The organism is Bacillus sp. FMQ74, assembly GCF_001875785.1.
Classification (GTDB): domain Bacteria; phylum Bacillota; class Bacilli; order Bacillales; family Bacillaceae; genus Bacillus; species Bacillus stercoris.
This window is the reverse complement of the sequence record NZ_MOEO01000007.1, coordinates 199,189-226,080: the sequence shown is the minus strand read 5'-3', so window position 1 is coordinate 226,080 and position 26,892 is coordinate 199,189. Positions and strand designations below refer to the sequence as shown.

The following is a 26,892-nucleotide window of genomic DNA, read 5'->3' as shown; positions in this document are numbered from 1 at the left end:
CTCCCCTTATGTCACATTTTAATGCTGTTATCTTTTTGCTGAGCAGCTGTTTCCTGCACAGCCTGTTCTTTTTCTTTTGCCAGATTTAATTTATCCATTGCTTTTAGGAACGGAAACCAAATCACGAAGACAATAAGCAGATTGATAAGCTGCATCACGCCCCCCATGATCGAGTTCGTCGCCATGATGCCATTAATGAATAATGGAACCGTCCACGGCACCGTCACACCAGTCGGAGGCGGAACGAGCCCGGCTGACATGGCCAGATAGGTGACGAGCGTAACAACCATCGGCGCCAATACCCAAGGCACAAGAATGATCGGATTCATGACAATCGGGAGCCCGAAGATAATCGGTTCGTTTACGTTAAAAATACCGGGAGCGAGGCCAAGTTTTGATACTTGCTTCATCTGCCTGCTTTTCATGAATATGAGAATGGTAAACACAATCGCAAGCGTCATCCCGGTTCCGCCCATCCCTACTGTATAAATCTCCATAAACGGTTTTGAAATAATATGAGGAATTTCTTTTCCCGCCGTGTAAGCAGAAAGGTTTTCTACCTGCAGTGTATTCCAAATCGGGTCCATCACGGAGTTGATAATGATCTGTCCATGCAGACCGAAAAACCAAAGAATTTGAATGAAAAACACGGCAATCAGCGTTGGGATGATACCGCTTCCAAGTCCGACAAGCGGCGCCTGAATCGCATGATAAATGACGTCGTGCATATTTGTTTTAAAAAACAGAGTTACCATTACGTTAATCAGCAAAAATACGGTCAATGTGATAAAAGCCGGAATAAGTGCGGCGAATGATTTTGCTACAGCAGGCGGAACACCGGCTGGCATTTTGATTGTCAGGTTTTTCTGAACGATTCTTCTGTAGATTTCACCAGAAAGAAATGCCGTAATCATGCCAAGAAACATCCCTTTTGCACCGAGACGGTCGACCGGGATAACGCCTGTAATGGCATCTCCTGTTTCCGGCTGAACGATAAATGGCGTTAAGAGCAAAAAGGAAACCAAAGCGATCGCTCCGCCAAATACAGCTTCGACCTGATAGCTTTTTGACAGGTAATAACCTATCCCGAACACAACAAAGACAGACATAATGCCCATTGTCGCCGTGGAGGCAATGCCGAAATGAGACTGAAACGACGTAAGCATTGAGGCGTTCATGATTTTGTTTAGAAACGGCAAATTCGTTAACACGACAAAAATGGACCCAAATATCGTCAGCGGGAAAGCCAGCATAAATGCATCACGCAGCACTTGCAAATAGCGGTTATTGTTTAACCTCCCTGCAATTGGAACAAGGAATTGGCTGATTTTCTCGAACACCCTATCCACCCCGATTATTTATAGATTCTTGGTTTTAAAGAGATCAAGCATCTCTTTCACTAATTCTTTCATGGATAATGTTGACATCAGGTGATCCTCCGCATGCATAAGCAGCAATGAAAAAGCTGCTGCTTCTCCGCCGGATTCCTTCTGTATCATTTGAAAGTGAATGTCATGGGCCACGGATAAATCCTGCTCCGCCTTGGCAATGAGGGCATCCGCCTCGTCCTTGTTCCCTTCTTTATAGGCGCGCAGTGATTGTATGATGCAGCTGCGGGCATTTCCGCTGTGCAGGATTAGCTGAAAACTGATTTGTTCGTCGGTTAAATTCGTGATTTTCATCTGTTCCATTATTGATTCACCATTAAGGACAATGCCTGCTCATACGCTTTTTTCCCATCTGCCATTCCGTAGGCCATCATGTCAATGACTTCAACTCGAATGTTGTATTGATCCGCCTCTTTTTGGAGTTCGCTTTTCAGAAAGCTCATTTGCGGACCAATCAAAACGGCATCCGCTTTTCTCAAGTCTTCTTTTGCCTTATCTTGGCCAACAGCCCAAATCTCTGCTTCCTCACCGATAGACTGTGCGTATTCCTTCATTTTTGTCACCAATAAACTGGTAGACATTCCTGAACTGCATGCAAGTAATATTTTTTTCAACTGCTATCCCCCCTGTTATTAAAACGCTTACATAAATTATTATAGTCATTTAATTTTAAATGTCTATACTTTTATAAAATAAATATAATCATATTTTTGTCCGGTTCATCGTTTTGTAAATTTTTCTATGGAAGATTCATTCATAATGTGTTACACTCATCAACGGAAACGAATCAATTAAATAGCTATTATCACTTGTATAACCTCAATAATATGGTTTGAGGGTGTCTACCAGGAACCGTAAAATCCTGATTACAAAATTTGTTTATGACATTTTTTGTAATCAGGATTTTTTTATTTATCAAAACATTTAAGTAAAGGAGTTTGTTATGAATTTCAAAGTTTTCCTGCTTGCAGCTTCTACGATTGCAGTCGGATTGGTTGAGTTAATTGTGGGAGGAATTCTTCCTCAGATCGCAAATGATTTAGACATTTCCATTGTTTCAGCCGGACAGCTGATCAGTGTATTTGCGCTGGGATATGCAGTAGCTGGGCCTTTGCTTTTGGCATTGACTGCGAAGGTTGAGCGGAAGCGCTTATATTTAATTGCTTTATTTGTTTTCTTTCTTAGCAATCTTGTCGCCTACTTCAGCCCTAATTTTGCAACACTGATGGTATCTAGGGTATTGGCGGCGATGAGTACAGGACTGATTGTTGTACTTTCTTTAACGATTGCCCCGAAAATTGTAGCGCCTGAATACAGAGCCCGCGCAATCGGAATTATTTTTATGGGATTCAGCTCCGCGATCGCATTGGGCGTGCCGCTCGGAATCTTAATCAGCGATTCTTTCGGATGGCGGATTTTGTTCCTTGGCATCGGCCTGTTGGCGCTGGTTTCCATGCTGATTATTTCAATCTTCTTTGAAAGAATACCAGCAGAGAAAATGATTCCTTTCCGGGAACAACTCAAGACGGTTGGCAATCTGAAAATCGCGAGTTCACATCTTGTCACGATGTTTACATTGGCTGGGCATTATACACTATACGCCTACTTTGCTCCGTTTTTAGAAGAAACTCTTCACCTGAGTTCTTTCTGGATCAGCATTTGTTATTTCCTTTTCGGTATATCCGCTGTATGCGGAGGCCCTTTCGGAGGAGCGCTTTCAGACCGGCTTGGTTCCTTTAAGAGCATTTTGCTGGTAACTGGTTCCTTTGCCATCATTATGTTCTTACTGCCGCTGTCTACATCGTCTATGATTTTCTTTTTGCCTGTCATGGTCATTTGGGGTCTTCTGAGCTGGAGCCTCGCCCCCGCTCAGCAAAGCTATTTAATTGAAATTGCGCCACATTCATCTGACATTCAGCAAAGCTTTAACACGTCTGCCCTCCAGGTCGGAATTGCCCTTGGCTCAGCCATTGGCGGTGTTGTTTTAGATCAGACGGGTACTGTGGTGTCAACGGCATGGTGCGGCGGATCGATTGTTATCATCGCTGTCCTGTTTGCTTTAATTTCTTTAACAAGACCTGTTCAGACAGCAAAAAAATCCTCCTTGTAAAAGGAGGATTTTTTATTATTTAGCTGAAAGCTCATCTTCGGTGACCCATTTGTGGTTTTTCACTTTTTCGCCGCTTGTTGTCGATGTGTAGTCAACCATGTATACAGTTGTTTTTTCCGCGGAGTCGATCTCAGCTGTGGCTCCTTTCATGCCTTTCATATGAGAAGCCTCTAAAATCACCTGATCTCCGGGTTGTAACGTTTTATCTCCGGCATCTTTGATTTCTTCTTGGATCACCCATTTGTGATGATCCACACGCTGTCCCCCGTTTGTCGGAGTATAAGAGACAACATACGCCGTTGTATCGTAGGCGCCTGTTACTGTGGCTTCGGCTCCTTTCATGCCTTTCATATGAGAAGCCTTGATGATTACCTGGCTGCCTACTTTGTATTTTGGATTTTTAGATTCCTGTAATCCCTCTGGAACGTCAGCTGATCCGGAATGGTCCATCTCTTCATGTGTTGAGGAGTCTGAATGATTGTCTTGTGTGCTTTGTTTCGTACTGTTGTTGTTGCCGCATGCTGATAAAACAAAAACAAGAGATAACATCAGAATTCCCAGTGCATTTTTAGAGATTTTCATGTTCATTCTCCTTTGCTTCATTTTTTTACTGTAACTTTTGCCCGCGGACAATGAAAAATAACACGTCCTCTCGATAATACTATACCCCCGAATGGTATGTAAATACGCTGATGTTCTCATAAAACATTCCCGCAGTTTGTCCTATTCCCCTCAACTTGTAAAGCCAAACATGAAAAAAGCCGCTGTCAGGCGGCAATTACTGATTTAATATTTTGATATACACACCTTTTTTTGCTTTTTGATAGGCTGCCTCACCCATTTTCCTCACCTGTTCAGAAGCATCTGAGGATTTGATCCATTTGTCATCGTGAAAAATGGATGGGTCGATAAGACGCATTTTCTTCTTTTGATGGAAATCGTACTGGATGTCATCTTCTATTACTTGTATGCCGGGATGAATGGATGTAAGCAAGCTCAGAACTTCTTCATTTTTTGATGACCACAAGATGTTCAGTACCTCTTGATCCGTTTTCAGCAGATCCTTTGCGGATATGACATGATGCCGCAGCGCTGCCTTCAACGCTCGCGCTAAATATTCATATCCATATACATTCACGGGATTCAAAAAGAAATCAATCACTTCCTTGTAATACACGCCGACAAACCATTCGGCGGCTTCGATACCGTCCGGAAACATCCTTCCGTTTCTCACAATAAGATGAGCCAAAAAGGTTTGCGCTTCGTGCAGACTAATGTGCCCATATCGGTACATATCACGCAGCGTATAGTCTATCCGATCAGCACACAGCTCCGGTGCAGGCTGTTCGAGCAACGTCCATCTTGAATCGTCAAATAAAAGTTCTTCGCTTTGATAGCCGTATTTTTGTAAAATGTCCGGGATTTCAGAGTGAACAATGACTTGTTGATAGATGTTTTCATGATAGTCTTCTGCTTGATTTTCAAAGACAACGTCGGCCACATGTGAAAAAGCCGTGTGTGATACATCATGGAGCAGGCCTGCAATCTGCTCTTCTATCGTTCCTCCGAGCTTTTTGATGAGGAGCATCACGCCGATAGAGTGCTCATATCTGGTCACATTCCACTTTCGATTGACTAAAAAGCTTGCTCCGCCCTGATAAATTCCTTTTAATCTTTGCATCGGAGCGCTCTTGATAAGCTCTTCCAGCAATCCTTCTATATGGTGCTGCCCGTATATGGCATCGTTGATTTCCATGTCGTCACCTCAACATCTATTTTCTTAGTGTTCATTTTATTGTATATATTGATAGTATACTTTCAATAGAGGAGTGTTACGGTGATCATCATCCCAAACAATGAGGTAGCGAAACATATGTTGACCGATTTTTTTTGCTAAGCATTGGGGTACACCCGAGATGGCGATTTCCAGCGGCATTTTTCGGTGTGATGAATTAAATGGATTTGCTGCCGTAAATGAGAGCGGCGAAATCATTGGCTGTATTACATACACAATAGATGGGAAAGACTGTGAAATTATTTCATTAGATAGTATGATTGAAAATAAAGGAATCGGCACAGCTTTACTTCAGCAGGTTGAAGCGACAGCTAAGCATGCACATTGTCAACGAATAGAGCTTATCACAACGAATGATAATGTACATGCGATGGCGTTTTATCAAAAGAGAGGCTATCAATTCGCTGCAGTGTTTCCAAACGCAGTTGAAAAAGCGCGGCTGCTCAAGCCGGCGATTCCCGTGATAGCTGAAAACGGCATTTTGATTCGGGATGAAATTTTATTTTCGAAGGTAATTGATTAAACGAATAGGAGTCTTTTATGTTCAGTCATTATAAATACCCTCTTATTTTCGCGGCATTCCTATTAATCGCTTTCTGCCTAATCTTTTTTTCCTATCGCCTGATTCATCATGTTCGTTTGGAGTATCCGAATTGGCAGGGAGAAAGCAAAGATCAGAATTGGAAAGCTGTTTTCAAAAAAAATGAAGATGCACCGAATGAATACAGCGGCGAGCTTAATTGGATCGGCGATACAAATGAAACAGACAACACTTATTTGGAATCACTGATTGTAAAAAAGGATAATGAAGTTCTGCTGAATTCTAACATAGAAATCCCAATGCGTGACTATTCCGGAGGCACTTTTCGTGATGGAAGCGCAAAAGAAAAGTCCATTTCTTTTTTAGAGCGGTTAGATGAACATGAGCTTGAAGGCCATGATATAACCATTGAAGTGAAATGGAAGCAAGGTGATCATTATGCTGCGAGTCAGCTTACGCTCAATGAAAAGACCTTGTTTGATGAAAGGCAGCAATAGATGATCAAAACCAAAAATAGACAAATGAAAAGGCGTAGCATATTTTATACAGCTAATATGTTATGCCTTTTCTACTTTTTCATTTCCGCCAAAAAGTGGAGCAGTCCGCCTTATCCCGAATATTAAACTCAATCATTTTCTCAAGTAGCGTGTAATCAACTGGACCGTTCCAAGGGATGCGTATTAGCTGCTCGGTGTAATCATATCCGGCCTTCACAATATCATCCTCTACGTGCGCTACCGTTACTTTTTCAGGAGCGACTGCTAAATGCTTTTTAGAAACACTAAAACCAATTATAAATGTACCGTGATCCGTAAACATCGGTTGGTTCCATTTTATTGCTGTATGTAAATTTGGATATTTATTTTTTATCCAAGTCAACACCTCTTCGGTTCTATCGCGATGAAGCGGATTATCAATCCCCGCTAAATATTCAGAAAAAACGTTCATGTTGCTCCCTCCTAAATTAAATGATGCCGTAAAGAGAAGTTCGTTAAAAGAATCCTGATTGTTCAAGGTGTAAGCGGGTTGTTTTCATGGGACGATATCAGTTATCAGTCCTCCTACTCACAGCCAGTATCAATTCCTTCAATTGTTTCTTTAGTACTATCGCTTTCTCCTTCTAAAACTTCTCATAAAATAATAACCATTATTTAAGGGTCTCAGTTCATTATTCTTGTAAATCCAATCTTTAAAATCGATTAATACCAGCTTAACAGTTTAAAAATATAATTGGGTTGTCATTGAGATTTATTTTAGGAGGTTATCCAGTTGAAAAAATTCCCAAAGAAATTACTGCCTATCGTGGTTTTATCATCTATTGCGTTCAGCAGCTTAGCCAGCGGCATTGTGCCTGAAGCCAGCGCCCAGGAAAAGAAAAAGGGGAACCAAGACGAAATTAAGAATGTTATTGTTCTGATTGGTGATGGTATGGGTGTGTCTTATACGTCCGCTTATCGATACTTAAAGGATAATAAAAAGACAAAAGCTGTGGAGCCTACGGCTTTTGATCAGTATCTTGTCGGCCAGCAAACAACTTACCCCGATGATCCAGAACAAAATGTAACGGATTCTGCAGCGGCGGCAACGGCTATGTCTGCGGGAATTAAAACATACAATAATGCCATAGCCGTGGATAATGACGGGTCAGAGGCCAAAACGGTGCTTGAAGCTGCGAAAGAAAAAGGAAAAGCAACAGGACTTGTGGCTACTTCAGAAATTACACACGCCACTCCGGCCTCTTTTGGGTCACACGACCACAGCCGAAAAAATATGAACTCAATTGCGGATGATTATTTTGATGAAATGGTCAACGGCAAGCACAAAATTGATGTTCTTCTAGGCGGAGGAAAGAGCAATTTTGACCGTAAGGACCGTAATTTGATCAAGGAATTCAAAAAAGCGGGATACAGCTATGTGGATAACCGCAAAGACATGCTGAAAAATAAAAACAGCCAAGTTCTCGGCCTATTCGCTGACGGCGGCCTGCCTAAAAAGATTGACCGGACGAAGGATATTCCTTCACTTAAAGATATGACAAACACAGCGATTAAAAAGTTAAACAAGGATAAAGACGGATTCTTCCTCATGGTGGAAGGCAGCCAAATTGACTGGGCGGGCCATGACAATGATATCGTCGGCGCCATGAGCGAGATGGAAGACTTCGAAGAAGCTTATAAGGCGGCTATTGATTTCGCCAAAAAAGACAAGCACACATTGGTTGTCGCAACGGCTGACCACTCAACCGGCGGATATTCCATCGGTGCGGACGGCATCTACAATTGGTTCAGTGAACCCATTAAAGCTGCAAAACGCACACCAGACTTTATGGCAGAAAAGATCGCTGACGGCGCGGATGTTGAAAAAACGTTGAAAACATATATCGATCAAAAGAAATTGGCTTTAACAAAAGCCGAAATTCAATCGGTTGAAGAAGCGGCCAAATCGAAGGAAGTGCTGGATATCGATAACGCCATCGAGAACATTTTTAATAAACGCTCTCACACTGGATGGACAACAGGCGGACATACCGGTGAAGATGTTCCCGTCTATGCATACGGTCCGTCTAGTGAGACATTTGCAGGCCAAATCGATAATACAGAAATCGCCAAAAATGTCTTCAAGGCTTTACAATACAACATTAAGATTAACGATAAGTAAAAGAATACAAGGTGTCCCGTTGCTTGTATGAAGTAACGGGATCTCTTTTTAATGGAGGAATCATCATGAGAAGAATTCTTTCAATTTTTGTTTTTGCCATCATGCTTGCGGGCTGCTCATCAAACGCGAGTACTGAAAAACAGCATGCAGGCGGGGAGAAAACAGTAAAAGCCGAGCTGCAAAGCACTTCATCCCAGAAGGACAGTACAGATGATTATCAGCCTAATTCCCAGGTAACTGATGACCGGTCATTGCTTAAGGTCGGCCAAACGTTTTCGGATGATAAGGGAAAAGCTGTCTTAAAAGATATCAAACAAGTGAACAAAACCTATAAGATTGGCGACGTGGAGTTAACAGTAAAAGAAATGAAGCTGATCCACTTGCGCCCGGACTACAGCATGATTGATTATTTTCATGAGTTAACACACGATGAAGAGTTCGATTTCGTTAAGGTTTTCGTTGATATTAAGAACACCTCTTCAAAAAAAGTAAATGTTGCGCCGATTGCCTTGATGAAAACAAATACAGGCGAAACCTTTGATTGGAACAAAGATATTTATCTTGAAGAGTTAAACGGCGAATTGGAAGGCGGCGCCGAAAAGTCCGGAAATCTCGGCTTTATTGTGAACGCATCAAGCGGCCATGCTCATGATAAAGAAGCAGATAAGAAGAAAGCAGAGATCAAGTGGATCGAAATCACGACAAGCGACGTCTTTGACCATAACCATAAGAAAATCAGTGATGCTCAAAAGATCAAAATCAAGTTTTAAAATGAAGAACTCCCGTACCAGGTACGGGAGTTCTTTTTCTTATCTGTTTTTTTGGCGAATCAACTCATCAATCCGCTCCAGCACTTCTCCCATATCCATGCACTCTTTGAAGCTTTGATTGATTTTTTTTATGCCTGCCGTATACTGATCGTTATGTAAAGCCTCATCTACAGCCTGTTTTAATATTTGGACATTGACTTCATCTTTAGAGATGACATAACCTGCATGGAGTTCAGAGAGACGCTGCGCCACCATCGGCTGGTCCTTGTCATGAGGCATGACAACCAGTGGCACGCTGAAATGAATCCCTTCGTTTACGCTGTTCATTCCGCCGTGTGTAATGAAAACATCCGATTGCTCCAGCACTTCCAGCTGAGGGACATACGGAGCAATGATAAAGTTTTCCGGTGCCTGCTTTAATTTGGTCAGGTCGGCTTTTTCTCCGGCAGCGATGACAACTTTTCCGTTAAAGCCGGAAAATGCATCGATACAAAGGTTGAAGAATTCCTCTGTATGATCCAGTACAGTCCCCATTGAAATATAAATGACCTTTTCATCTTTTAGCTGTTCAATTGGGAAATCTGTTTTTTCCGCTCTCTTTGGAAAGCTCGGGCCGATAAACAGACACTCGTCCCCGAAACGATCACTTTCTGGCTGAAAATAACGGCTTGTATACACTACGTTCAATTCCCCTTTATTGTTCATGAATTGAACCAGGTTTTTCGGGGCAACACCGTACGTTTCTTTCATTTTTGCCAAAAGGTCTTCGCACTCTTGATCCAATTCAAGCGGCGCTCCAGACTCCGGATGCAGCGGCAGGATTTTCAGATGCTCCTCGCCAAACAGGAAAGACGCCGATGAAGAGATCCCTGGAATATCTAAGTAATCCCTCACCAATTCCCCCGCACCGAATTTATCATAATAAACAAAATCAAATTGAATGCTCTTAGATAAGTCTTTGACAATCTGTAAAATGTCCAATGACGTTTTGATATGGATTTTGACGAAATCAAGAATGCCATTGGGCGAACCGACATGAATAGGTGTTGTTCTCAGCAGATCCCTGTGAAGATGGACAGTTGCTCCCGCTGCTTCTAAACGTTTTTTATATTTTTCAGTAGAGATATAATGGACATCATATCCCTTATCGGAAAACGCTTTTGTAATGCCTAAGGTAGGATTCACATGGCCTTCCGCAGGAAAATTTAAAATCAATACTGTCTTCATGTAGACAACTCCCTCTCAAATCGTATTCTGAATCTTTGTTTGATCAGACTACTACTAATCGTAAGATGGGAACGTAACCCCATGCAAGGGACAAATGAATGAACTATTCTGCTGCTCTGGACTTAATCAAAAAAAAGACACCCAAGCTGTGGTGTCTTTTTACACTTTTCTGATCGTAAAAAATTTCCGCAGAAGCCATGGGCCCGGTGTAAAGCCCAGCGTTAACTGCCAAGCGCCAATAGCCTGCAATCTGTATTCGCGCACGATCTGCATCTTCCGGCTCATGCTTCTGACATCCTCAAACCATACCTCATGCGTGCGCCCCTGCTGATCACTGTACCGGAAAAATGGTGATTGATATTCGGTAGAATATTGTATCGGGGCTTGGTACCTCATCGCTCTTTCGATTGCGTTTTGATTTGAAATCGCTGAAGCAACTGTTCCCGGCTGGTAGGGGATGATCCAGTCGTACCCGTAGAGCGGGACTCCGATAATGATTTTTCTGCTCGGCACCTGCGCAATCGTAAACTCAATGGTTCTCCTTATTTCAGTAATCGGCGCTACAGGGCCCGGCTCACTCCCCGCATGATGCCAATCATAAGCCATGATAAACATATAATTGACAACCGCTCCTATCCCCCCGTAATCGTAGCCTCTCAGCCATGGAATATTATCGCTTGTTTTTGCAGGAACAGCTATCGTCAGCACATACCCTCCCGCCTGAAGGCGATCTCTCAGCTGGCGTAAAAAGCCAGTGAAAAGATCGCGGTCCGCGGCGCTCACCTGTTCAAAATCGATTGTGACACCTCCATACCCCCTTGTGGAAACTAAGTTATAAATGTTGTTGACCAGATTGGTTCTTGCTGTTGGATTGTTCAGCACTTGGTGAACAATCTCCGTACTGAAGCCTCCTGATGAAAGGTTTGTTATTGTTGCCAGCGGCGTCACTCGTCTTTGCCAAGTTGTCTCGATAGCAGCCGCATCATTTAATTGGTTTGCAATATCCCCGTTAGGTGCAATACGATATTCAAAAATCGAAATTGAAGACGAGTATGGCGCATAATCATTGATTAGCTCCCGATCAAGGTCAGGGTTTCGGAGCACGTAAAAACTTAATGTTCCCGCAATATAATTTGAGATCGAAGGTATCGTTATTTTTGTTCCCGCTTGTAAAGCATTTGGGCTGATGCCCGGATTGGCTGCCCGCAGTCTCTCTAATGGAACAAGCGCTTTTGCCGCGATGGCGGTAAGCGTGTCTCCCGGCTGGACTGTATATACATAAAGAGGGATAAGCAGAGCCTGCCCCGGCACGATATTCGTTTCATCTAAACCATTCACACCCCGTATTTGATCAACAGAAGCACCGTATCTTCTGCCTATCGAAAACAAAGAATCACCAGGCCCGACGATATGGATAAACATGTTTAACCCCCATTATTCGTTAGTCAAACCATCATAAAATTTTATTAACGGGGACTCTTAGATATGTGGTGAATGCATAAAAAAATACCAAGGGTTCTGCTCCCCCTTGGTACCGGATCATGCAAATCAATTCTCTTTTCCTTCTTCAAGCACTTGCTTCAAATGCTCACAGTCATGATTGAAATGAGCCAGCACATGCTGTTTGGCTGCTTCTTTGTTTTTCTTTTTCACTTCTTCAAATATTCTGCGGTGCTCACGTAGTATCGTTTCTGCACGGTGGTCGCCGGTATAATTAAGGATTCTGCAAAAGTGAATTAGATCATTTACATGCTCAAGTAAATTTCTCAAATGTCGGTTATGGCTGAAATCAACAAGTAGCTCATGAAATTTTTGGTTTAAACGAATGATTTCCGTATCTTCCGTGCCGTTGTGAATGGCTTTCTCTGTTTCTTCAAGCTGTTTTTCGAGTATGATCAGCTCTTCTTCGTCCGCTTCGTCTATGACTAATTCGACTGCCAGCTGCTCCAGCGGAATTCTGATTTTATAAATCTCATCTACATCTTTTGCCGTTAATGATGTGATCGAAAACCCATTTCGGTCATCCGCCTTTAACAAACCATCTTTCTCAAGCAGCCGCATGGCTTCCCTTATCGGCGAGCGGCTGACGCCAAAGCTTTTCGCCAGCTGTGTTTCGTTTATCCGTTCCCCAGGCTTAAAAGTCCCGTTGAAGATCATTTTTTTCAGCTGGTTATAAAATTGCAGGTAGTAGGGAGTCGGCTTATCTAATTTAAAATCGTCCATATATAATACCTCTTCTGAATATATTCAAGGGCTTTTCTTCATCAAAATCATATAACAGATGGTAATGGGAAGCAACAAACTGCCTTGTCAGATCCCAGAATTTGAGGTACTATATGTTTGCTGAACGACGGTCGACGGACTACTGGCAACTGAAAAACCGTCGTGTTTTTCTTCGTCAATAGGACACCATACCTCCGCCAGAATAGCGCACGATTACATTTTTACATCTTTCAATGGAGGAAAAAATATGCTCATTATTCTTGTTATGTTTCTTCTAGGAATTATTTTAGGCTTTATTGGCGCCGGTGGAGCCGGCTTTGTCATTGCCCTTTTAACGCTTCTTTTCCATATCCCGATTCATACGGCTTTAGGCACTTCTCTCGCCGGCATGGCTTTCACCAGCTTATCAGGGGCATACAGCCACTATCGCGAGGGCAACATTCAAATGAAAATCGGCTTAATAGTCGGAGGCTTTGCAGCCGTTGGCTCATTTTTCGGCGCCAAGCTGACATCTTTTATTCCCGCTGATTTGCTTCATTATTTGACGGCTGGAATGTTATTTTTATCAGCGATTCTCATTTTGATTAGATTATTCATTTTAAAAGAGAAGGCTCAAGTAAATCAAAGCACTCTTTCAACGTATACGAGAGCGGTTATCTTAGGAATTGCAGCCGGCGTTCTTTCCGGCACATTCGGCATTGGATCGGCACCTTTTATTCAAATCGGTTTAATGATTATGCTGAATTTGTCCATCCGCCATTCTGTCGGAACGACGATGCTTGTGATCATCCCTCTGGCTGTTGGTGGAGGCATCGGATATATCACCGAAGGTTTCGTCGATTATGTATTGCTGATTAAAGTTCTGGTCGGAACAATGTGCGGTGCCTATGTAGGCGCCAAATTCACCAACCTCATGCCAAAGGTGGTTTTGAAATCAGCCATCTTTTTGACTCCGGCGATTGCAGGCCTGCTGTTGTTATTTTAAATAAAACAAAAAACCTGACGTCATGTCAGGTTTTTTTATGAATGCTGCCCTACTCGTTCTTTCGTTAATCCAAAAAACGCCAGTGAGCCGATGACAGCTGTCACAAACATAATCGCTCCCATCGGAACGGCTGTTGTCTCATTAATGCCTACAAGCGGTGACACAATCGAACCAAGGAGCAGCGGAAGCATTCCAAGCAGTGCACTTGCACTTCCGGCGCGGTGCCCCTGCTTTTCCATGGCCAGCGTGAACGTGCTGGTCAAAACCATGCCGATCGTAATCATGTAAATGAAAATGGATATGACTAATGTAGCAAGAGGACCGTGAATGATGGTCATGGTTAATAGCACAGCCGTCGCAATCATAGCCGTAATGACAGCCATGCGAAGCAGGCTTTTTTCGTGAATGATTCCGCCGAAGCGCCCGATGATAAAGCTGCCTGATATAATGGCCAGCCCGTTAATGCCGAAAAGGATACTAAATACCTGCGGAGACACCCCGTAGATATCCTGGTATACAAAAGGCGTACCGGACACATATGCAAAGCTTCCTCCGTGAATAAACCCGACAGTTAACGCGTACCCCATAAAGGACCGATCCTTCAGCAGGCTGCCCATCGTTTTGACAGAGGTTCCAATTGAGCTTGGAATCCGTTTTTCCGGCGGAAGCGTTTCTTTTAACCTCAATGCAATCAGAAGAACCAGTAAAAATCCGATGATCGTTAGTACATGAAAAATTGTATGCCACGTTGCGAACGGCAAAAGCAAAATGGCACCGCCTGTCATAGGCGCAACCATCGGCGCCACGGCGGTAATCACCATTAGCAGCGAGAAAAATTTAGAAAGCTCTCTTCCGGTAAACACATCGCGGACGATTGCGCGAGACAGGACAAGCCCTGCGGAAGCAGTGAATCCCTGCAAAAAACGCGCTGCCACTAAAGTTGTAATATTGGGCGACAGTGCACAAAACAGAGAGGATAACGCAAATAAAAAAATACAGATTAATAGCGGTTTTCGTCTTCCCTGCGCATCACTGACCGGCCCGACAATCAGCTGGCCGATCGTAAGCCCGACCAGACAGGCTGTTAAACTTAACTGAACAAGTGAAGCACTTGCTGATAAATCTTCCGCGATTTCAGGAAAACTTGGCAAATACATATCTATATTAAGCGGGCCCAATATAGCAAGCATGCCGAGCAGAAACGCCAGTGCCAAGCGTTCTTTTCCAGTTGGATTGTGCAGCATGTTATCAAACCTTCCCTTCAACCTAATCCCTTATACAATGGATGTCAGCTCCAATAATGGATTGAAGCTGTGAAACATTTGTATATTGTATCATAACTTTCAGCCTGTGAAAGCCGCTTAAAGCTTGAACGAAAGACAAAAAATCAGGGTCTTCTGCCCTGATTCAGTAAGTCCCGATCCGCTTGTCTTATGCCCATAATCGCAAACCTGCCATAAGAAGCACACCGCAGATCACAGTAATAGATAAGCTTTTCGTTTTCATCGCAATCAAGAGAGTCGGGATCAAGATGACGGCAACAGGCCAATTCAATTTCAGAGTATCATTAGACTGAATCATACAATCCTTTACGACAAGTGCTGTCAATATACAAACCGGCACATAGGAAAGCCACTTGAGCACGGGCTCCGGCAAAGTGATATTCCGAACAACTAAAAAAGGGATGATACGGGGAATCATCGTGACCAGCGCACAGCCGATAATCACCATCAAGATATATATATTGATACTCATTTATCCGTCACCACCCCGATAGTTGCTACGATGACCGTTGATATAATGACCGCAAGATGAGATGGTATAAAGAAAGAAAAAACAGTCATGGCAATTACCATATACATAATAAGAGAAACATAATGTTTAAGCTTCGACGGCACTACATGTTCCAGTTGAAGAACCAACAGCGCCAAAAACATAGCCGTCACCGCAAAATCAAGTCCGAACGATTCCGGATCGGTAATCCACTTGCCAAAAACAGCACCTGCCACACAAGACAGCACCCAGCATGCATACGCTGTAAGATTTAAACCGATCATCCAGCGGTCGTTAATCGGCTCGTTTTTGACAATCTTATTGGAAGCAACACCGAACGACTCATCTGTCACCATCATTCCGATCCCTACATTTTTCATAAGCGAATACTTTGAAAAATGAGGAGCAAGCGACGCACTTAATAGAAAATTCCGTAAATTCACAATGAATGTTGTCAGGATAATCGCTGACATTGGACTGTTCGCCGCTAACAACGCACACATAATAAACTGGGCGCCGCCTGCAAAAACCAATCCCGACATGAGCACAATTTCCATCACACTTAAATGCGAGGCAACCCCCACGATTCCAAAAGCTAAGCCTACGCTAATGTAACCGACCAGCGTCGGAACACAATCTTGAAATCCCTGAAAGAATGTTGGATCGTCAGTTTTTGCATGAGTCATTTCTTTTTCAGACAGCATTCTGTTCCCCTCCTCGTCTAACATATTATACACACGTACGTTATAACTTACAATAAAATATGATAACAGAATTCTATATGTTATAATAAAACGAATATGGACGTAAGGAGATACATGTATGGATGATATCCAAGCCATTATCGCAAAGAATCTAATCAAACTTCGAAAGACCAGAAACCTTACTCTTGATCAAGTTTCTGAATTAACCGGTGTCAGCAAAGCGATGCTCGGCCAAATCGAAAAAGGAAAATCAACCCCGACTGTCACCACGCTATGGAAGATCGCAAACGGGCTTCAAGTATCGTTTTCTGTATTTCTGAAAGAAGACAAGCCAAAAGTTAAAAAAATCAATCTGCAGGATATCGAACCTGTTACAGATAATGAAGAAAACTACAGTGTCTACCCTTTTTTCCCCTACAATCCTGAAACAAAGTTTGAAATTTACGTTGTTGATCTGAAACCCGGATGTATTCATGAAGCAAAAACACATTTAGGAGAAGAATATCTTCTCATTAAAGAAGGCGAATTAACGGTTAATCTGCAGGGTCAGGAGCACACGCTCGCTTCTGGAGATGCCTTGCAGTTTGCAGGATCAACACCGCACAGCTACATCAATTCATCTGAAGAAACGGCTAGCTTTTTTCTGCTGATGTTTTACCCTGAGCCGCAAGAATGACAAAAACCTCCCTCTGGGAGGTTTTTGAGTGCATATGACTTGCAAGATGAAAACAATCGTTGTATATTAATTGACGTGTCAATCATTGATACATCAATTGATAATTTTGACAGGAAAGAAGGGATGGGTTTTGGCGTCATTTTGTTCAGAGGAAGCCGAGATTTTATATCAGCTGCAAGGCGTGAACAAGGTGATTGGCGTGAAGTTCGAGGCATGCACGGGCATCAGCCAATCTCGTTTGGAATTGCTGACATTGCTTTATCATGCAGATGAGATCAGTCAAAGCGACCTTCAAAAAAAAGTAAATATCGATAGCGCAGCCGTTACCAGACATCTGAAACAGCTGGAAGCCAAAGGCATGGTATCAAGACGGCGCAAGCCTGAGGACAATCGCATCACCCTTGTTCGGCTTACAGATCAGGGTAGAGAGCGAATCGAGTCTTCTAAGAAAGAAAAGGAGCGTTTCATGAAGGAAATGCTCGCAAATGTAAGCGCAGAAGAGCGCCGCCTGCTCATTAATGTACTGGCGCGCATGCGGAACAATATAGTTAATATTGAAGCTTAAGAGGAGTGTATCAACATGATCAAAACAAACGATTTTATGGAAATTATGAAAGGCCGCCGTTCTATTCGCAACTATGATCCGACAGTGAAAATCAGCAAAGAAGAGATGACAGAAATCTTAGAAGAAGCAACAACTGCGCCCTCTTCCGTTAACGCGCAGCCATGGCGTTTTCTTGTCATTGACAGCCCGGAAGGAAAAGAAAAGCTCGCACCGCTTGCCAGCTTTAACCAAACACAGGTCACAACATCATCTGCTGTCATCGCTGTATTTGCAGACATGAACAACGCAGACTACTTAGAAGAAATCTATTCTAAAGCCGTTGAACTCGGTTACATGCCGCAGGAGGTCAAAGACAGACAAATCGCCGCGCTGACTGCACATTTTGAAAAGCTTCCGGCACAGGTCAACCGTGAAACGATCCTGATTGACGGAGGCCTCGTTTCGATGCAGCTGATGCTGACTGCACGCGCGCACGGCTATGATACAAACCCGATCGGCGGATACGATAAAGAAAACATCGCGGAAACCTTCGGATTGGATAAAGAACGTTATGTACCGGTCATGCTGCTTTCTATCGGAAAAGCAGCAGACGAAGGCTATGCTTCCTACCGTCTGCCGATTGATACAATTGCAGAATGGAAATAAAACAAAGAGCCCAGGAATGTTTTCCGGGCTCTTTGTTTTTAAGTATAGCCGCCGTTCGATCGTCTGACCTTTTGGTTAACATGTCTGAAACCCTTAATTTCATTTTGTCGTTTAGTCATGAAAAAAGAGTGATGACCACTCATCACTCTTCTCTCTATTATTCTTTTATTTTCTTCCTGCCGAACGGCCACCAGTTTCCTTCTCCGAAGGTCGCAATGATTGCCGGAATGAAGAGCGGAAGAATGACAAGACCGTATAGCAAGAGCCCGATAATGATAACACTTGCCACCTGCATAAGCGTATTGACGCCTGAAGGCATCATCGCCGCGAACGTACCGGCCAGTATAATAGCAGCTGTAATAATGACAGATCCCATTTTACTCATTGATCTGACAACACCTTGCTGAATGCCAAGGTGCACCTCTTCCTTAAATCGATCCAGCAAGAAGATCGAATAATCTACCCCTAACGCGATTAAGATAACAAAACTGAAAAATGGTACTGCCCAGCTGACGCCGGCGTTTCCTAAGCCGTTTACAAAAATTAATTCTGTGATAGATATTGACGTATAGTACGTCAGCAGCAGTGACGCGATCATATAAATCGGCATGATCATGGAGCGGAACAAAATGGTTAACACGATAAACAGGCCTATAATCATGATCACCATCGTTCTGGAGAAGTCCGTTGTGGACAGCTCTTTTAAGTCCGCATTCATACTCGTGACCCCGCCGTACACGATCTGGTCATCCTCCAGAGGAGTGCCGTCAACTTCGTTAGCGACAGCTTTTTTGATTTGTTTTATTGTCGTAATGGCTTGTTCTGAGTAAGGATTTGAATCCAGAACGACGCTTAATTGAACACCTTTGCCGTCTGCAAAGGAATATTGGTCAATTGACTTCTTAAAGTTTTTGTCCTTCATTACTTGATCAGGAATGAATATGCCGGTATCTCTTACAGTTGGACTTTTGCTCATGTCCTCTAACATATCACTGGAAGCTGTAATGCCGTCAGAGATTTTCGTCAGGCCTTCATTTGCGCTCTTCACGCCTTCTGACAGCTTCTTCAGGCTTTCTGTCAATGTTCCGGCTTGTGCCTGCTGGCCTGAGAGCTGCTTGTTCGCTTGTTCAAGGCCGGTTTGAATCTGGACAAGCTGTCCGCTGATTGCCGTAAGCTGCTGCACGGTCTGTGAGGTGTTGCCGGTTTGAGAAATTTGTTTGCTCACGAGCTGCAGCTGCTGATTAATTTTGCCCAAGCCATCTGCGGCATCGCCCAGTGAACCGCCAGAGCCGCTATTTGAGGCCGAGCCGGTTTGCCCTGCCATTTGATTCAGTCCGTTTTCTATATCTGTTAATCCGCTTTGGACATCGGCAATCCCTTTTACCGTCTTATCCAGCCCGTCTGAAACCGATCCTAGCTGGTTATCAATATATAAATCTTTGATTTTTTCACCAGTCGGCTGCGTGATGGTCATGACAGAGTCAACATGATCAACTTTCTCGATCGCTTTGCTGATATTTCCGAGATAAGGGATTGTATCAGCTGTTGTGAGATCTTTGTCTCCTTTTACGACAACGTTGATCGGGAACGCTTTTCCTTCCCCGAATCCATCCTTGATGGCCTTGAGAGCTTTGATTGATTGATAATCGCTGCTGATTTCCGCAGTTGAATCGAATGATATCTGGTCATCATAGGTCAAGATGAACGGAAGCGTAATCACCACCGTGATGACAATGAACAGAAACGGACGTGCAACGGAGTGTTTGCCGAGAAACGCCCATAATTTGTTGTCACTGTGCGACAGCACTTTCTTAGAAGGCCAGAATAATTTTTCACCCAGTGTCACCATAAATAATGGCAGCAGTGTATAGAGAATGATCATTAAGATTCCCACACCGACCGCTACTCCTACGGCGGATTGGAAAATCGCAAACTTCGCAAATCCTAAAGCGGAAAATCCGATTAATACCGCGAATCCGCTGATAAATAAGGTTTTTCCCCCTGTGCGGTAAGCGATAAGCGCCGCTTCTTTTTTATCATGCCCGTTTGCCAATTCTTCACGGAATCGTGTAAGCAGCAGAATGCAGTAATCTGTTCCAATGCCGAACAGGATCGCAACTAAGAAGGTTTGCGTAAAAGTCGAGATAGGAAAATCAACATAGTATACAAGGATGCCAAGTATGGATTGACTGATCAGATAAGAAAAACCCACTGCTACAATCGGTATAAAAGGCGTCACAACAGATCGGAACACGATCAGCAGTAAACCGATGATCAGGCAGACTGTGATCACTTCCGTTTTCTTAAGCCCTTCCTCTGAGCTGTGAGCGAAATCCTGATTAATAAGGGAAGCTCCCGTAATATATGCCGTCAAATCATCAGGAACGATTTGATAAATCTCGTTCGCGATTTTTTCCGCCTTTTTATCAGAACCTGTAATCGTCACAGGAATGAGAACGGTTTTCTTGTCTTTCGACATCAACTGGTCTTTGACTTCTTTTTCAGCTGACAGAGGAGATGTGACCTCTTCTACACCATCGACCTTTTTGATTTTATCGATTATTGTCCGGAGTTGATTCTCTGTTTCTTTCTTTAGAGCATGGTCTAATGTAAAGACAACACTGATCGAATTATTGTCTTCTCCCGCTTGTTTTAAAATGGCGTTTGCCCTTTCTGAAACTGCATCAGCGGGAAGCTGGGCCTGCCCCTTTTGATTGGCCAGCTCCGTTAAGTTTGGAGAAAACAAACTCAAAACGACGGTAAGTGCTAATACTATAGCTGCAATTGCCCACTTGAATTTGATGATTGCTCTCATTCGGCAGAATCTCCTCCTTTAAATTTGCTCTTTAAAATGGTGAATATCTCGATGATGGAATGTAAGTGTTCCTCATCTATATCATCGATCAGCGGTTTGAGTGCGTTAAAGATGGCAGAATCTAATTCTTCCAGTATGTGTTCACCACTGGGTGTAATGTTAATAAGCTTAGAGCGCCTATCACTTTTTGCCGGACAGTCGTCCCATTGAACCAATCCTTTTTCGAGCAGCTTTTTCAGTCTGTTAGAGATCGCGCTCTTATGTACATTTTGATACATGGCCAGGCTGCCGGGAGAGGTTGGGCCTTTGACTTTTAAAATCTTCAGCAGGTCTGCCTGTTCCCTTGAGATATGCTTGAAGACATCCTGATTGATTTCACGATGCACAAACTCTGTCCCTTCAAGCAGGACTTCCACAAACAGGTTTATCGCCTGACATAGCTTTTGTTCATTCAACATCTTCCCCTCCTCATTATAGTTTACCCCGCTAAACTTTATGTTCAATTTCAATTAGTTTATCCCCCTAAACTATACATGTCAACAGATTTTATTCACAAGCACCCCACAAGGAACACCAGTTCGTGTACAATAGAAACTATACACACGAAGGGGGAAATTTAACATGTCAGATTTAGCATTCAAATTGTATGAATATAACGTCTGGGCCAATCAGCAAATATTCAACCGATTAAAAGAGCTTCCAAAAGAGGTATACCATCAAGAAATTCAAAGTGTGTTTCCGTCGATATCCCATGTATTGTCTCATGTTTACCTTTCTGACCTCGGCTGGATTGAAGTGTTTTCCGGCAAAACGATGAGCGATGCTTTGGCGTTAGCTGAACAGCTAAAAGAACAGACAGAGACAAAAGAAATGGAGGAAATGGAAGACCTGTTTCTGAAGTTATCCGAGCGCTATACACTATTTTTACAGCAAAAAGAACAGCTCAATCAGCCCCTCCAGATTCAAAATCCCTCAGGCGGAATCATGAAAACAACTGTTTCCGAACTGATTCCCCACGTTGTCAATCACGGAACGTACCACCGCGGCAATATCACGGCAATGCTGCGGCAGGCAGGATACGCATCCGCACCGACAGATTATGGGCTTTACCTGTACATGCAAAAAACTGAACAGGCATAGGAAAGCGGCTCCTAAATGGAGCTGCTTTCTTTCGCTGGGTAGTCCAAATCACATTAAAATTTCCTTTCATATACCCTTTATAGTAAAAAAGATAGAAATTTTAGTGTTATAATAATCATTAAAAATAGATTGCTGACTCAATAATCAATATTTAATGGAGGAACACATAAAGTGACAGACGACATGACGAAAGACAATATAAATCAGCAAACATTGCAGAGAGGCTTGAAAAACAGGCATATCCAGCTTATCGCCATCGGCGGGGCTATTGGGACAGGCTTATTTCTCGGCTCAGGCAAATCGATTCATTTTGCCGGACCGTCGATTTTATTTGCTTATATGATCACAGGAATCATTTGCTTTTTAATTATGAGATCGCTGGGTGAACTGCTGTTATCAAATTTGAACTACCACTCTTTTGTGGATTTTGTACAAGACTATCTAGGCGATATGGCAGCCTTTATCACCGGCTGGACATATTGGTTCTGCTGGATTTCCATTGCGATGGCTGACCTGACAGCCGTCGGGCTTTACACTCAATATTGGCTCCCTGGTGTGCCGCAATGGGTGCCCGGCTTAATCGCTCTTATTATTTTACTGATTATGAACCTGGCGACAGTCAAGCTTTTTGGAGAATTAGAATTTTGGTTTGCTTTGATTAAAGTCATTGCCATCTTGGCGTTAATTGTCATTGGCCTTGTGATGATTTTTAAAGGCTTTTCCACAAGCTCAGGAGTGTCCAGCTTCACAAATCTCTGGAGCCACGGAGGCCTGTTCCCGAATGGCATGCACGGGTTTATCCTCTCGTTCCAGATGGTTGTGTTTGCCTTTGTCGGCATTGAGCTTGTCGGACTTACGGCGGGTGAAACAGAAAATCCCGAAAAAGTAATCCCTAAGGCGATCAATAATATCCCTGTCCGTGTGCTGCTTTTTTATATTGGTGCTCTTCTCGTGATTATGAGCATTTATCCTTGGGATGTCATCAATCCCAGCGAAAGCCCATTCGTACAAGTATTTGTTGCGGTTGGTATCATCGGGGCAGCAAGCATCATTAACTTTGTTGTGTTAACATCCGCTGCTTCAGCATGCAACAGCGCTGTATTCAGTACAAGCCGTATGGTTTATTCCCTGGCGAAAGATCACAATGCGCCTGAGTCAATGGCGAAACTGACTCAGCGTAAAGTGCCTAGAAATGCTTTATTCTTTTCAGCTATCGTGATTTTAATCGGTGTTACGTTAAACTACATCATGCCAGAAGGCGTATTCACCCTGATCACAAGTATTTCAACCGTATGCTTTATCTATATTTGGGGGATTACGGTCATCTGCCATATGAAATACCGTAAAACAAGACCTGAATTAGCGAAAACAAACAAGTTTAAGCTTCCGCTTTATCCGTTTACAAATTACCTGATTCTTGCGTTCCTGGCGTTTGTTCTGGTTGTGCTGGCACTGGCACAGGATACTCGTGTTTCCTTATTTGTCACACCGGTTTGGTTTATTTTGCTGATTGTGATTTATAAAGTGAGAAAAGCGAAGCATCAATGACTCGAAACTCCTGCCTCAAAAATGAGAGCAGGAGTTTTTTTGATGAAAATGACCTTTGCTTTTGAATTTGAAGGTATGCTATAGTGTTTGTAATCAAAACAAGAAGGGATGATGGGTGGACAATGATTAACTAATCTTATTTTTTACCGTTTGAAATCAATATTTCAAATCAGAAAAAATAGGATTAGTCTGCCCATTTTCTATATATACGACACCGCTATTTATAAAGAATAGCTTATTTGATCATGCACAGGCACGGCTAATCCTTCCAACACATTTGGGAGGATTTTTTTATTCTCCCTTTAAAGCGAGGGATATGGATGAAAGAGATTATAACATTAACAAACGTGAGCTATGAAGTGAAGGATCTGACTGTTTTTAAAAACGTAAATGCCAGTGTTCAGCAAGGAGATATCATTGGGATTATCGGCAAAAACGGCGCTGGGAAATCTACGCTGCTGCACCTTATTCACAACGACTTAGCCCCTGCACAGGGACAAATCCTTCGGGCGGATATAAAAATGGCTTTAGTCGAACAGGAAACCGCGGCGTATTCCTTTGCCAATCAGACACCTGCCGAAAAGAAGTTACTGGAGAAGTGGCATGTGCCCCTTCGTGAATTTCATCAGTTAAGCGGCGGTGAAAAACTGAAAGCGCGGCTGGCGAAAGGGCTGTCAGAGGATGCAGATCTTTTACTGTTAGATGAACCGACAAACCACCTTGATGAAAAAAGCTTGCAATTTCTCATACAACAGCTGAAAAGCTATAGAGGCACTGTGATTCTTGTTTCTCACGATCGTTATTTTTTAGACGAAGCCGCAACAAAAATATGGTCGCTCGAAGCTCAAACGCTGATTGAATTCAAAGGGAATTACTCCGGATATATGAAGTTCAGGGAGAAGAAAAGACTCACCCAGCAGCGCGAATATGAAAAGCAGCAAAAAATGGTCGAACGGATTGAAGCACAAATGAATGAGCTCGCTTCTTGGTCAGAAAAAGCCCACGCCCAATCGACGAAAAAGGAAGGGTTTAAAGAATATCACCGGGTAAAAGCGAAGCGTACGGATGCCCAAATAAAATCCAAGCGGAAGCGGCTTGAAAAAGAGCTGGAAAAAGCAAAGGCGGAACCCGTTACCCCAGAATATAAAGTCAGCTTTTCAATCGATACAACCCACAAAACAGGAAAACGTTTTTTGGAAGTTCAAAATGTAACGAAGGCTTTTGGAGAAAGGACCCTCTTTAAAAACGCAAACTTTACAATTCAGCATGGCGAAAAGGTTGCCATCTTAGGCCCCAACGGCAGCGGAAAAACGACATTACTGAACATCATTCTGGGACAGGAAACAGCAGAAGGAAGTGTATGGGTGTCGCCGTCCGCAAACATCGGCTATTTAACGCAGGAGGTGTTTGATTTGCCTTTAGAACAAACACCTGAAGAGTTATTTGAGAATGAAACATTCAAAGCAAGGGGGCACGTTCAAAATCTGATGAGGCACTTAGGTTTTACAGCCGCCCAATGGACTGAACCGATCAAGCATATGAGTATGGGTGAGCGTGTAAAGGTCAAGCTGATGGCATATATTCTGGAGGAAAAAGATGTGCTGATTTTAGATGAGCCGACAAACCACCTCGACCTGCCGTCACGCGAACAGCTGGAAGAAACACTGTCACAATACACCGGCACATTGCTGGCTGTTTCACATGACCGATATTTTCTTGAAAAAACAACAAACTGTAAACTCGTCTTTTCGGACAATGGCATCGAAAAGCAATTGAATAACGCTCCATCAGAAAGAAACGAGCGGGAGGAACTTCGTTTAAAGCTTGAGACAGAAAGACAAGAAGTGCTGGGAAAGCTCAGTTTTATGACGCCAAATGATAAAGGGTACAAGGAGCTTGATCAGGCTTTCAACGAGCTTACGAAACGGATGAAAGAGCTGGATTGAAGCCGTGAGGACCTCTAAATAAATTGATAGGGATATAGGACAAAATAAAGCAAATAATATTGACAAACGAAATAGACACACAGGAGGTCCTATCATGGCACTAACACCTTATGATCCATTCAGACAATTAGCGAATATGAGAAAAGACTTTGATCATTTTTTCTCTGAGTTTCCTTTTGATTTGAGAAGCGAGCACAATGTAGGCAGCATAAAAGTGGATGTACACCAAACTGAAAATGAAGTGGTGGCTACATGCGATATTCCCGGGATTGAAAACAAAGAAGATATTAACATTGAAGTCGAACAAAATATTCTAACGATTAGCGGTTCAATGAATAAAACAAGTGAAATAAAAGAAGAGAATATGTATCGAAAAGAACGTTACTCAGGCAGCTTCCACAGAACTGTAACACTGCCGGCAGCTGTTTCTCACGAAGGCGTAAAAGCAACCTACACAAATGGAGTACTGGTCGTCAGAATGCCTAAGTTAACCCAAGGCAATAAAAATAAAATCGATGTTGATTTTCATTAAAAAGGACAACAGCCGTTGTCCTTTTTTCTTTATATTTTCAAGCCTTCCCATGACCTTAGTTTCTCTAATGATGACTTATAATACCCTGCCACTACATCCAAATAGGCATTTCCTTTTATCGGGGTAAACGGATCCGGTCCAGCCGCCACCATCTCCATAATAATCGGGCCTTTATAACCGATAGTATTGAGCGCTTCGATTTGCTCATTGAGATTCGCATGGCCGTTCCCGATGGCCTGGCGATTTGAATCGGCCACGTGATAGACACCGAGTTTCTGCCCTGCCAGTTTAATGGCCTTCACAGGATCTGCTTCTTCTATGTTCATATGATACGCATCGAGAAGAACTTCGAGATTGGGGCTGCTGACATCACGTATGCATTGTAACGCTTCTTTGCCAGTGACCACTTGATGATTTTCGTACCGGTTTAATACTTCGAATACGACCTGAATCTGCAATTCCTCCGCTTTGGCCATGATCTTTTTAGCGCTTTCGACCAATAAACTCCAATCCCGCGCATCATCACCGCTCCCTCTCACTTTACCAACATCGCCGTGAAGACAGATACGTGGAGCGCCTGCATCCACAGCCCAATCCAGTAAATCCAAGAAATACTGTACAGCCTCTGACCGAACTTCTTCATTCACACTTGAAATATCCACATTCCTTGGCGTTACCGATAAAATCTTTACTTGATGAGCAGCCAATGTGTCAGCAATGTCTTTCGGATTTAGCGAAATATCCCCTTCGACCTCAACCCCGTCTACTCCGATTTCTGCAGCCAGCCGGCATTTTTGTTCAAATGGAATGCTGCCGAAAGTCCATAAGCATAACCCATATTCTCTTCCCAT

General features: G+C 43.0%; 27 protein-coding genes, 1 pseudogene and 1 riboswitch. Of the genes and pseudogenes, 13 read left to right on the top strand and 15 right to left on the bottom strand.

The genetic code is table 11. The features are described 5' to 3' along the window. Positions 1 to 11: 11 nt before the first annotated feature. From celB to BLL41_RS15115, 3 genes are read right to left on the bottom strand one after another with little or no spacing between them, the layout of a single operon-like run. Positions 12 to 1,340, bottom strand: a complete 1,329-nt coding sequence (celB, locus tag BLL41_RS15125; RefSeq protein ID WP_071578486.1) for a PTS cellobiose transporter subunit IIC — start codon at positions 1,338 to 1,340, stop codon at positions 12 to 14. A gap of 18 nt (positions 1,341 to 1,358) precedes the next feature. After that, positions 1,359 to 1,691, bottom strand: coding sequence for a PTS sugar transporter subunit IIA (locus tag BLL41_RS15120; protein ID WP_071578485.1), 333 nt, complete (start codon positions 1,689 to 1,691; stop codon positions 1,359 to 1,361). Continuing rightward, the gene (locus BLL41_RS15115) at positions 1,691 to 2,002 is read right to left on the bottom strand and encodes a PTS sugar transporter subunit IIB (RefSeq protein ID WP_071578484.1); all 312 of its coding nucleotides are present in this window, start codon (positions 2,000 to 2,002) and stop codon (positions 1,691 to 1,693) included. Before BLL41_RS15115 ends, BLL41_RS15120 begins: the two co-directional genes overlap by 1 nt. Before the next feature lie 175 nt (positions 2,003 to 2,177). Next, positions 2,178 to 2,277: riboswitch (purine riboswitch) on the top strand. A gap of 54 nt (positions 2,278 to 2,331) precedes the next feature. Between BLL41_RS15115 and pbuE the strand changes: the two genes are divergently transcribed. Then, positions 2,332 to 3,498 carry a purine transporter PbuE gene (gene pbuE, locus BLL41_RS15110; RefSeq protein WP_071578483.1) on the top strand — a complete coding sequence of 389 codons (1,167 nt, stop codon included), beginning with the start codon at positions 2,332 to 2,334 and terminating at the stop codon, positions 3,496 to 3,498. Between the two features lie 15 nt (positions 3,499 to 3,513). Here pbuE and BLL41_RS15105 read toward each other — a convergent pair whose 3' ends face one another. Together BLL41_RS15105 and BLL41_RS15100 are read right to left on the bottom strand one after the other, a co-directional pair. Further along, a complete protein-coding gene (locus BLL41_RS15105) occupies positions 3,514 to 4,131 on the bottom strand; it encodes a YdhK family protein (protein ID WP_083428035.1) in 618 nt (205 codons plus the stop codon). A 145-nt stretch (positions 4,132 to 4,276) separates the two neighbouring features. After that, entirely contained in the window at positions 4,277 to 5,254 is a 978-nt protein-coding gene (locus BLL41_RS15100) for an HD domain-containing protein (RefSeq protein WP_071578481.1), read from the bottom strand. A 117-nt stretch (positions 5,255 to 5,371) separates the two neighbouring features. Here BLL41_RS15100 and BLL41_RS15095 point away from each other — a divergent pair. Both BLL41_RS15095 and BLL41_RS15090 read left to right on the top strand, forming a co-directional pair. Then, positions 5,372 to 5,816 (top strand): annotated as a pseudogene (locus tag BLL41_RS15095) (GNAT family N-acetyltransferase). Between the two features lie 17 nt (positions 5,817 to 5,833). After that, positions 5,834 to 6,331, top strand: a complete 498-nt coding sequence (locus BLL41_RS15090; protein WP_071578480.1) for a YdhH/YoaO family protein — start codon at positions 5,834 to 5,836, stop codon at positions 6,329 to 6,331. Between the two features lie 79 nt (positions 6,332 to 6,410). Here the strand turns inward: BLL41_RS15090 and BLL41_RS15085 are convergent, their stop codons facing one another. Next, positions 6,411 to 6,782: an iron chaperone gene (locus BLL41_RS15085; protein ID WP_071578479.1), complete on the bottom strand. Its 372-nt coding sequence runs from the start codon at positions 6,780 to 6,782 to the stop codon at positions 6,411 to 6,413. 321 nt (positions 6,783 to 7,103) lie between these two features. On the opposite strand from BLL41_RS15085, the gene phoB reads away from it, so the two are divergent. Together phoB and BLL41_RS15075 are read left to right on the top strand one after the other, a co-directional pair. Continuing rightward, positions 7,104 to 8,492, top strand: coding sequence for an alkaline phosphatase family protein (gene phoB / locus BLL41_RS15080; protein ID WP_083428034.1), 1,389 nt, complete (start codon positions 7,104 to 7,106; stop codon positions 8,490 to 8,492). A 65-nt stretch (positions 8,493 to 8,557) separates the two neighbouring features. Next, positions 8,558 to 9,262, top strand: a complete 705-nt coding sequence (locus BLL41_RS15075; RefSeq protein ID WP_071578477.1) for a membrane lipoprotein lipid attachment site-containing protein — start codon at positions 8,558 to 8,560, stop codon at positions 9,260 to 9,262. A 39-nt stretch (positions 9,263 to 9,301) separates the two neighbouring features. Here BLL41_RS15075 and BLL41_RS15070 read toward each other — a convergent pair whose 3' ends face one another. The 3 genes from BLL41_RS15070 to BLL41_RS15060 all read right to left on the bottom strand — a co-directional run bounded on the left by BLL41_RS15070 (position 9,302) and on the right by BLL41_RS15060 (position 12,712). After that, the gene (locus tag BLL41_RS15070) at positions 9,302 to 10,489 is read right to left on the bottom strand and encodes a macrolide family glycosyltransferase (RefSeq protein ID WP_071578476.1); all 1,188 of its coding nucleotides are present in this window, start codon (positions 10,487 to 10,489) and stop codon (positions 9,302 to 9,304) included. A 159-nt stretch (positions 10,490 to 10,648) separates the two neighbouring features. After that, on the bottom strand, positions 10,649 to 11,911 hold the full coding sequence (locus tag BLL41_RS15065) for a glycoside hydrolase family 18 protein (RefSeq protein ID WP_071578475.1): 1,263 nt from the start codon (positions 11,909 to 11,911) through the stop codon (positions 10,649 to 10,651). A gap of 126 nt (positions 11,912 to 12,037) precedes the next feature. Beyond that, positions 12,038 to 12,712 carry a GntR family transcriptional regulator gene (locus tag BLL41_RS15060; protein WP_071578474.1) on the bottom strand — a complete coding sequence of 225 codons (675 nt, stop codon included), beginning with the start codon at positions 12,710 to 12,712 and terminating at the stop codon, positions 12,038 to 12,040. Positions 12,713 to 12,959: 247 nt separating this feature from the next. Here BLL41_RS15060 and BLL41_RS15055 point away from each other — a divergent pair, with 247 nt between their 5' ends. Further along, complete coding sequence (locus BLL41_RS15055) at positions 12,960 to 13,697, top strand: sulfite exporter TauE/SafE family protein (protein WP_041336928.1); 738 nt, start codon at positions 12,960 to 12,962, stop codon at positions 13,695 to 13,697. Between the two features lie 35 nt (positions 13,698 to 13,732). On the opposite strand, the gene BLL41_RS15050 is transcribed toward BLL41_RS15055, so the two are convergent. The 3 genes from BLL41_RS15050 to BLL41_RS15040 all read right to left on the bottom strand — a co-directional run bounded on the left by BLL41_RS15050 (position 13,733) and on the right by BLL41_RS15040 (position 16,174). Then, entirely contained in the window at positions 13,733 to 14,941 is a 1,209-nt protein-coding gene (locus BLL41_RS15050) for a Bcr/CflA family efflux MFS transporter (RefSeq protein ID WP_071578473.1), read from the bottom strand. Between the two features lie 187 nt (positions 14,942 to 15,128). Further along, on the bottom strand, positions 15,129 to 15,452 hold the full coding sequence (locus tag BLL41_RS15045) for an AzlD domain-containing protein (protein ID WP_071578472.1): 324 nt from the start codon (positions 15,450 to 15,452) through the stop codon (positions 15,129 to 15,131). Further along, the gene (locus BLL41_RS15040; RefSeq protein WP_071578471.1) at positions 15,449 to 16,174 is read right to left on the bottom strand and encodes an AzlC family ABC transporter permease; all 726 of its coding nucleotides are present in this window, start codon (positions 16,172 to 16,174) and stop codon (positions 15,449 to 15,451) included. Before BLL41_RS15040 ends, BLL41_RS15045 begins: the two co-directional genes overlap by 4 nt. A gap of 118 nt (positions 16,175 to 16,292) precedes the next feature. Here BLL41_RS15040 and BLL41_RS15035 point away from each other — a divergent pair, with 118 nt between their 5' ends. The 3 genes from BLL41_RS15035 to BLL41_RS15025 all read left to right on the top strand — a co-directional run bounded on the left by BLL41_RS15035 (position 16,293) and on the right by BLL41_RS15025 (position 18,060). Next, positions 16,293 to 16,850: a helix-turn-helix domain-containing protein gene (locus tag BLL41_RS15035; RefSeq protein ID WP_071578470.1), complete on the top strand. Its 558-nt coding sequence runs from the start codon at positions 16,293 to 16,295 to the stop codon at positions 16,848 to 16,850. A 70-nt stretch (positions 16,851 to 16,920) separates the two neighbouring features. Then, positions 16,921 to 17,415, top strand: coding sequence for a MarR family transcriptional regulator (locus BLL41_RS15030; protein ID WP_083428033.1), 495 nt, complete (start codon positions 16,921 to 16,923; stop codon positions 17,413 to 17,415). A 15-nt stretch (positions 17,416 to 17,430) separates the two neighbouring features. Further along, the gene (locus BLL41_RS15025; protein WP_014112842.1) at positions 17,431 to 18,060 is read left to right on the top strand and encodes a nitroreductase family protein; all 630 of its coding nucleotides are present in this window, start codon (positions 17,431 to 17,433) and stop codon (positions 18,058 to 18,060) included. Positions 18,061 to 18,217: 157 nt separating this feature from the next. On the opposite strand, the gene BLL41_RS15020 is transcribed toward BLL41_RS15025, so the two are convergent. Both BLL41_RS15020 and BLL41_RS15015 read right to left on the bottom strand, forming a co-directional pair. Then, entirely contained in the window at positions 18,218 to 20,875 is a 2,658-nt protein-coding gene (locus BLL41_RS15020; RefSeq protein WP_071578468.1) for an MMPL family transporter, read from the bottom strand. Continuing rightward, the gene (locus tag BLL41_RS15015) at positions 20,872 to 21,330 is read right to left on the bottom strand and encodes a MarR family transcriptional regulator (protein ID WP_015252707.1); all 459 of its coding nucleotides are present in this window, start codon (positions 21,328 to 21,330) and stop codon (positions 20,872 to 20,874) included. Before BLL41_RS15015 ends, BLL41_RS15020 begins: the two co-directional genes overlap by 4 nt. 166 nt (positions 21,331 to 21,496) lie before the next feature. Here BLL41_RS15015 and dinB point away from each other — a divergent pair, with 166 nt between their 5' ends. The 4 genes from dinB to BLL41_RS14995 all read left to right on the top strand — a co-directional run bounded on the left by dinB (position 21,497) and on the right by BLL41_RS14995 (position 26,041). Continuing rightward, on the top strand, positions 21,497 to 22,015 hold the full coding sequence (gene dinB, locus BLL41_RS15010; protein WP_071578467.1) for a damage-inducible protein DinB: 519 nt from the start codon (positions 21,497 to 21,499) through the stop codon (positions 22,013 to 22,015). Between the two features lie 171 nt (positions 22,016 to 22,186). Further along, a complete protein-coding gene (locus BLL41_RS15005) occupies positions 22,187 to 23,563 on the top strand; it encodes an amino acid permease (protein WP_071578466.1) in 1,377 nt (458 codons plus the stop codon). Between the two features lie 320 nt (positions 23,564 to 23,883). Further along, a complete protein-coding gene (gene vmlR, locus BLL41_RS15000) occupies positions 23,884 to 25,509 on the top strand; it encodes an ABC-F type ribosomal protection protein VmlR (RefSeq protein WP_071578465.1) in 1,626 nt (541 codons plus the stop codon). 94 nt (positions 25,510 to 25,603) lie between these two features. Then, positions 25,604 to 26,041: an Hsp20/alpha crystallin family protein gene (locus tag BLL41_RS14995; protein ID WP_071578464.1), complete on the top strand. Its 438-nt coding sequence runs from the start codon at positions 25,604 to 25,606 to the stop codon at positions 26,039 to 26,041. Positions 26,042 to 26,070: 29 nt separating this feature from the next. Here the strand turns inward: BLL41_RS14995 and BLL41_RS14990 are convergent, their stop codons facing one another. Continuing rightward, positions 26,071 to 26,892 carry a sugar phosphate isomerase/epimerase family protein gene (locus tag BLL41_RS14990; protein ID WP_071578463.1) on the bottom strand — a complete coding sequence of 274 codons (822 nt, stop codon included), beginning with the start codon at positions 26,890 to 26,892 and terminating at the stop codon, positions 26,071 to 26,073.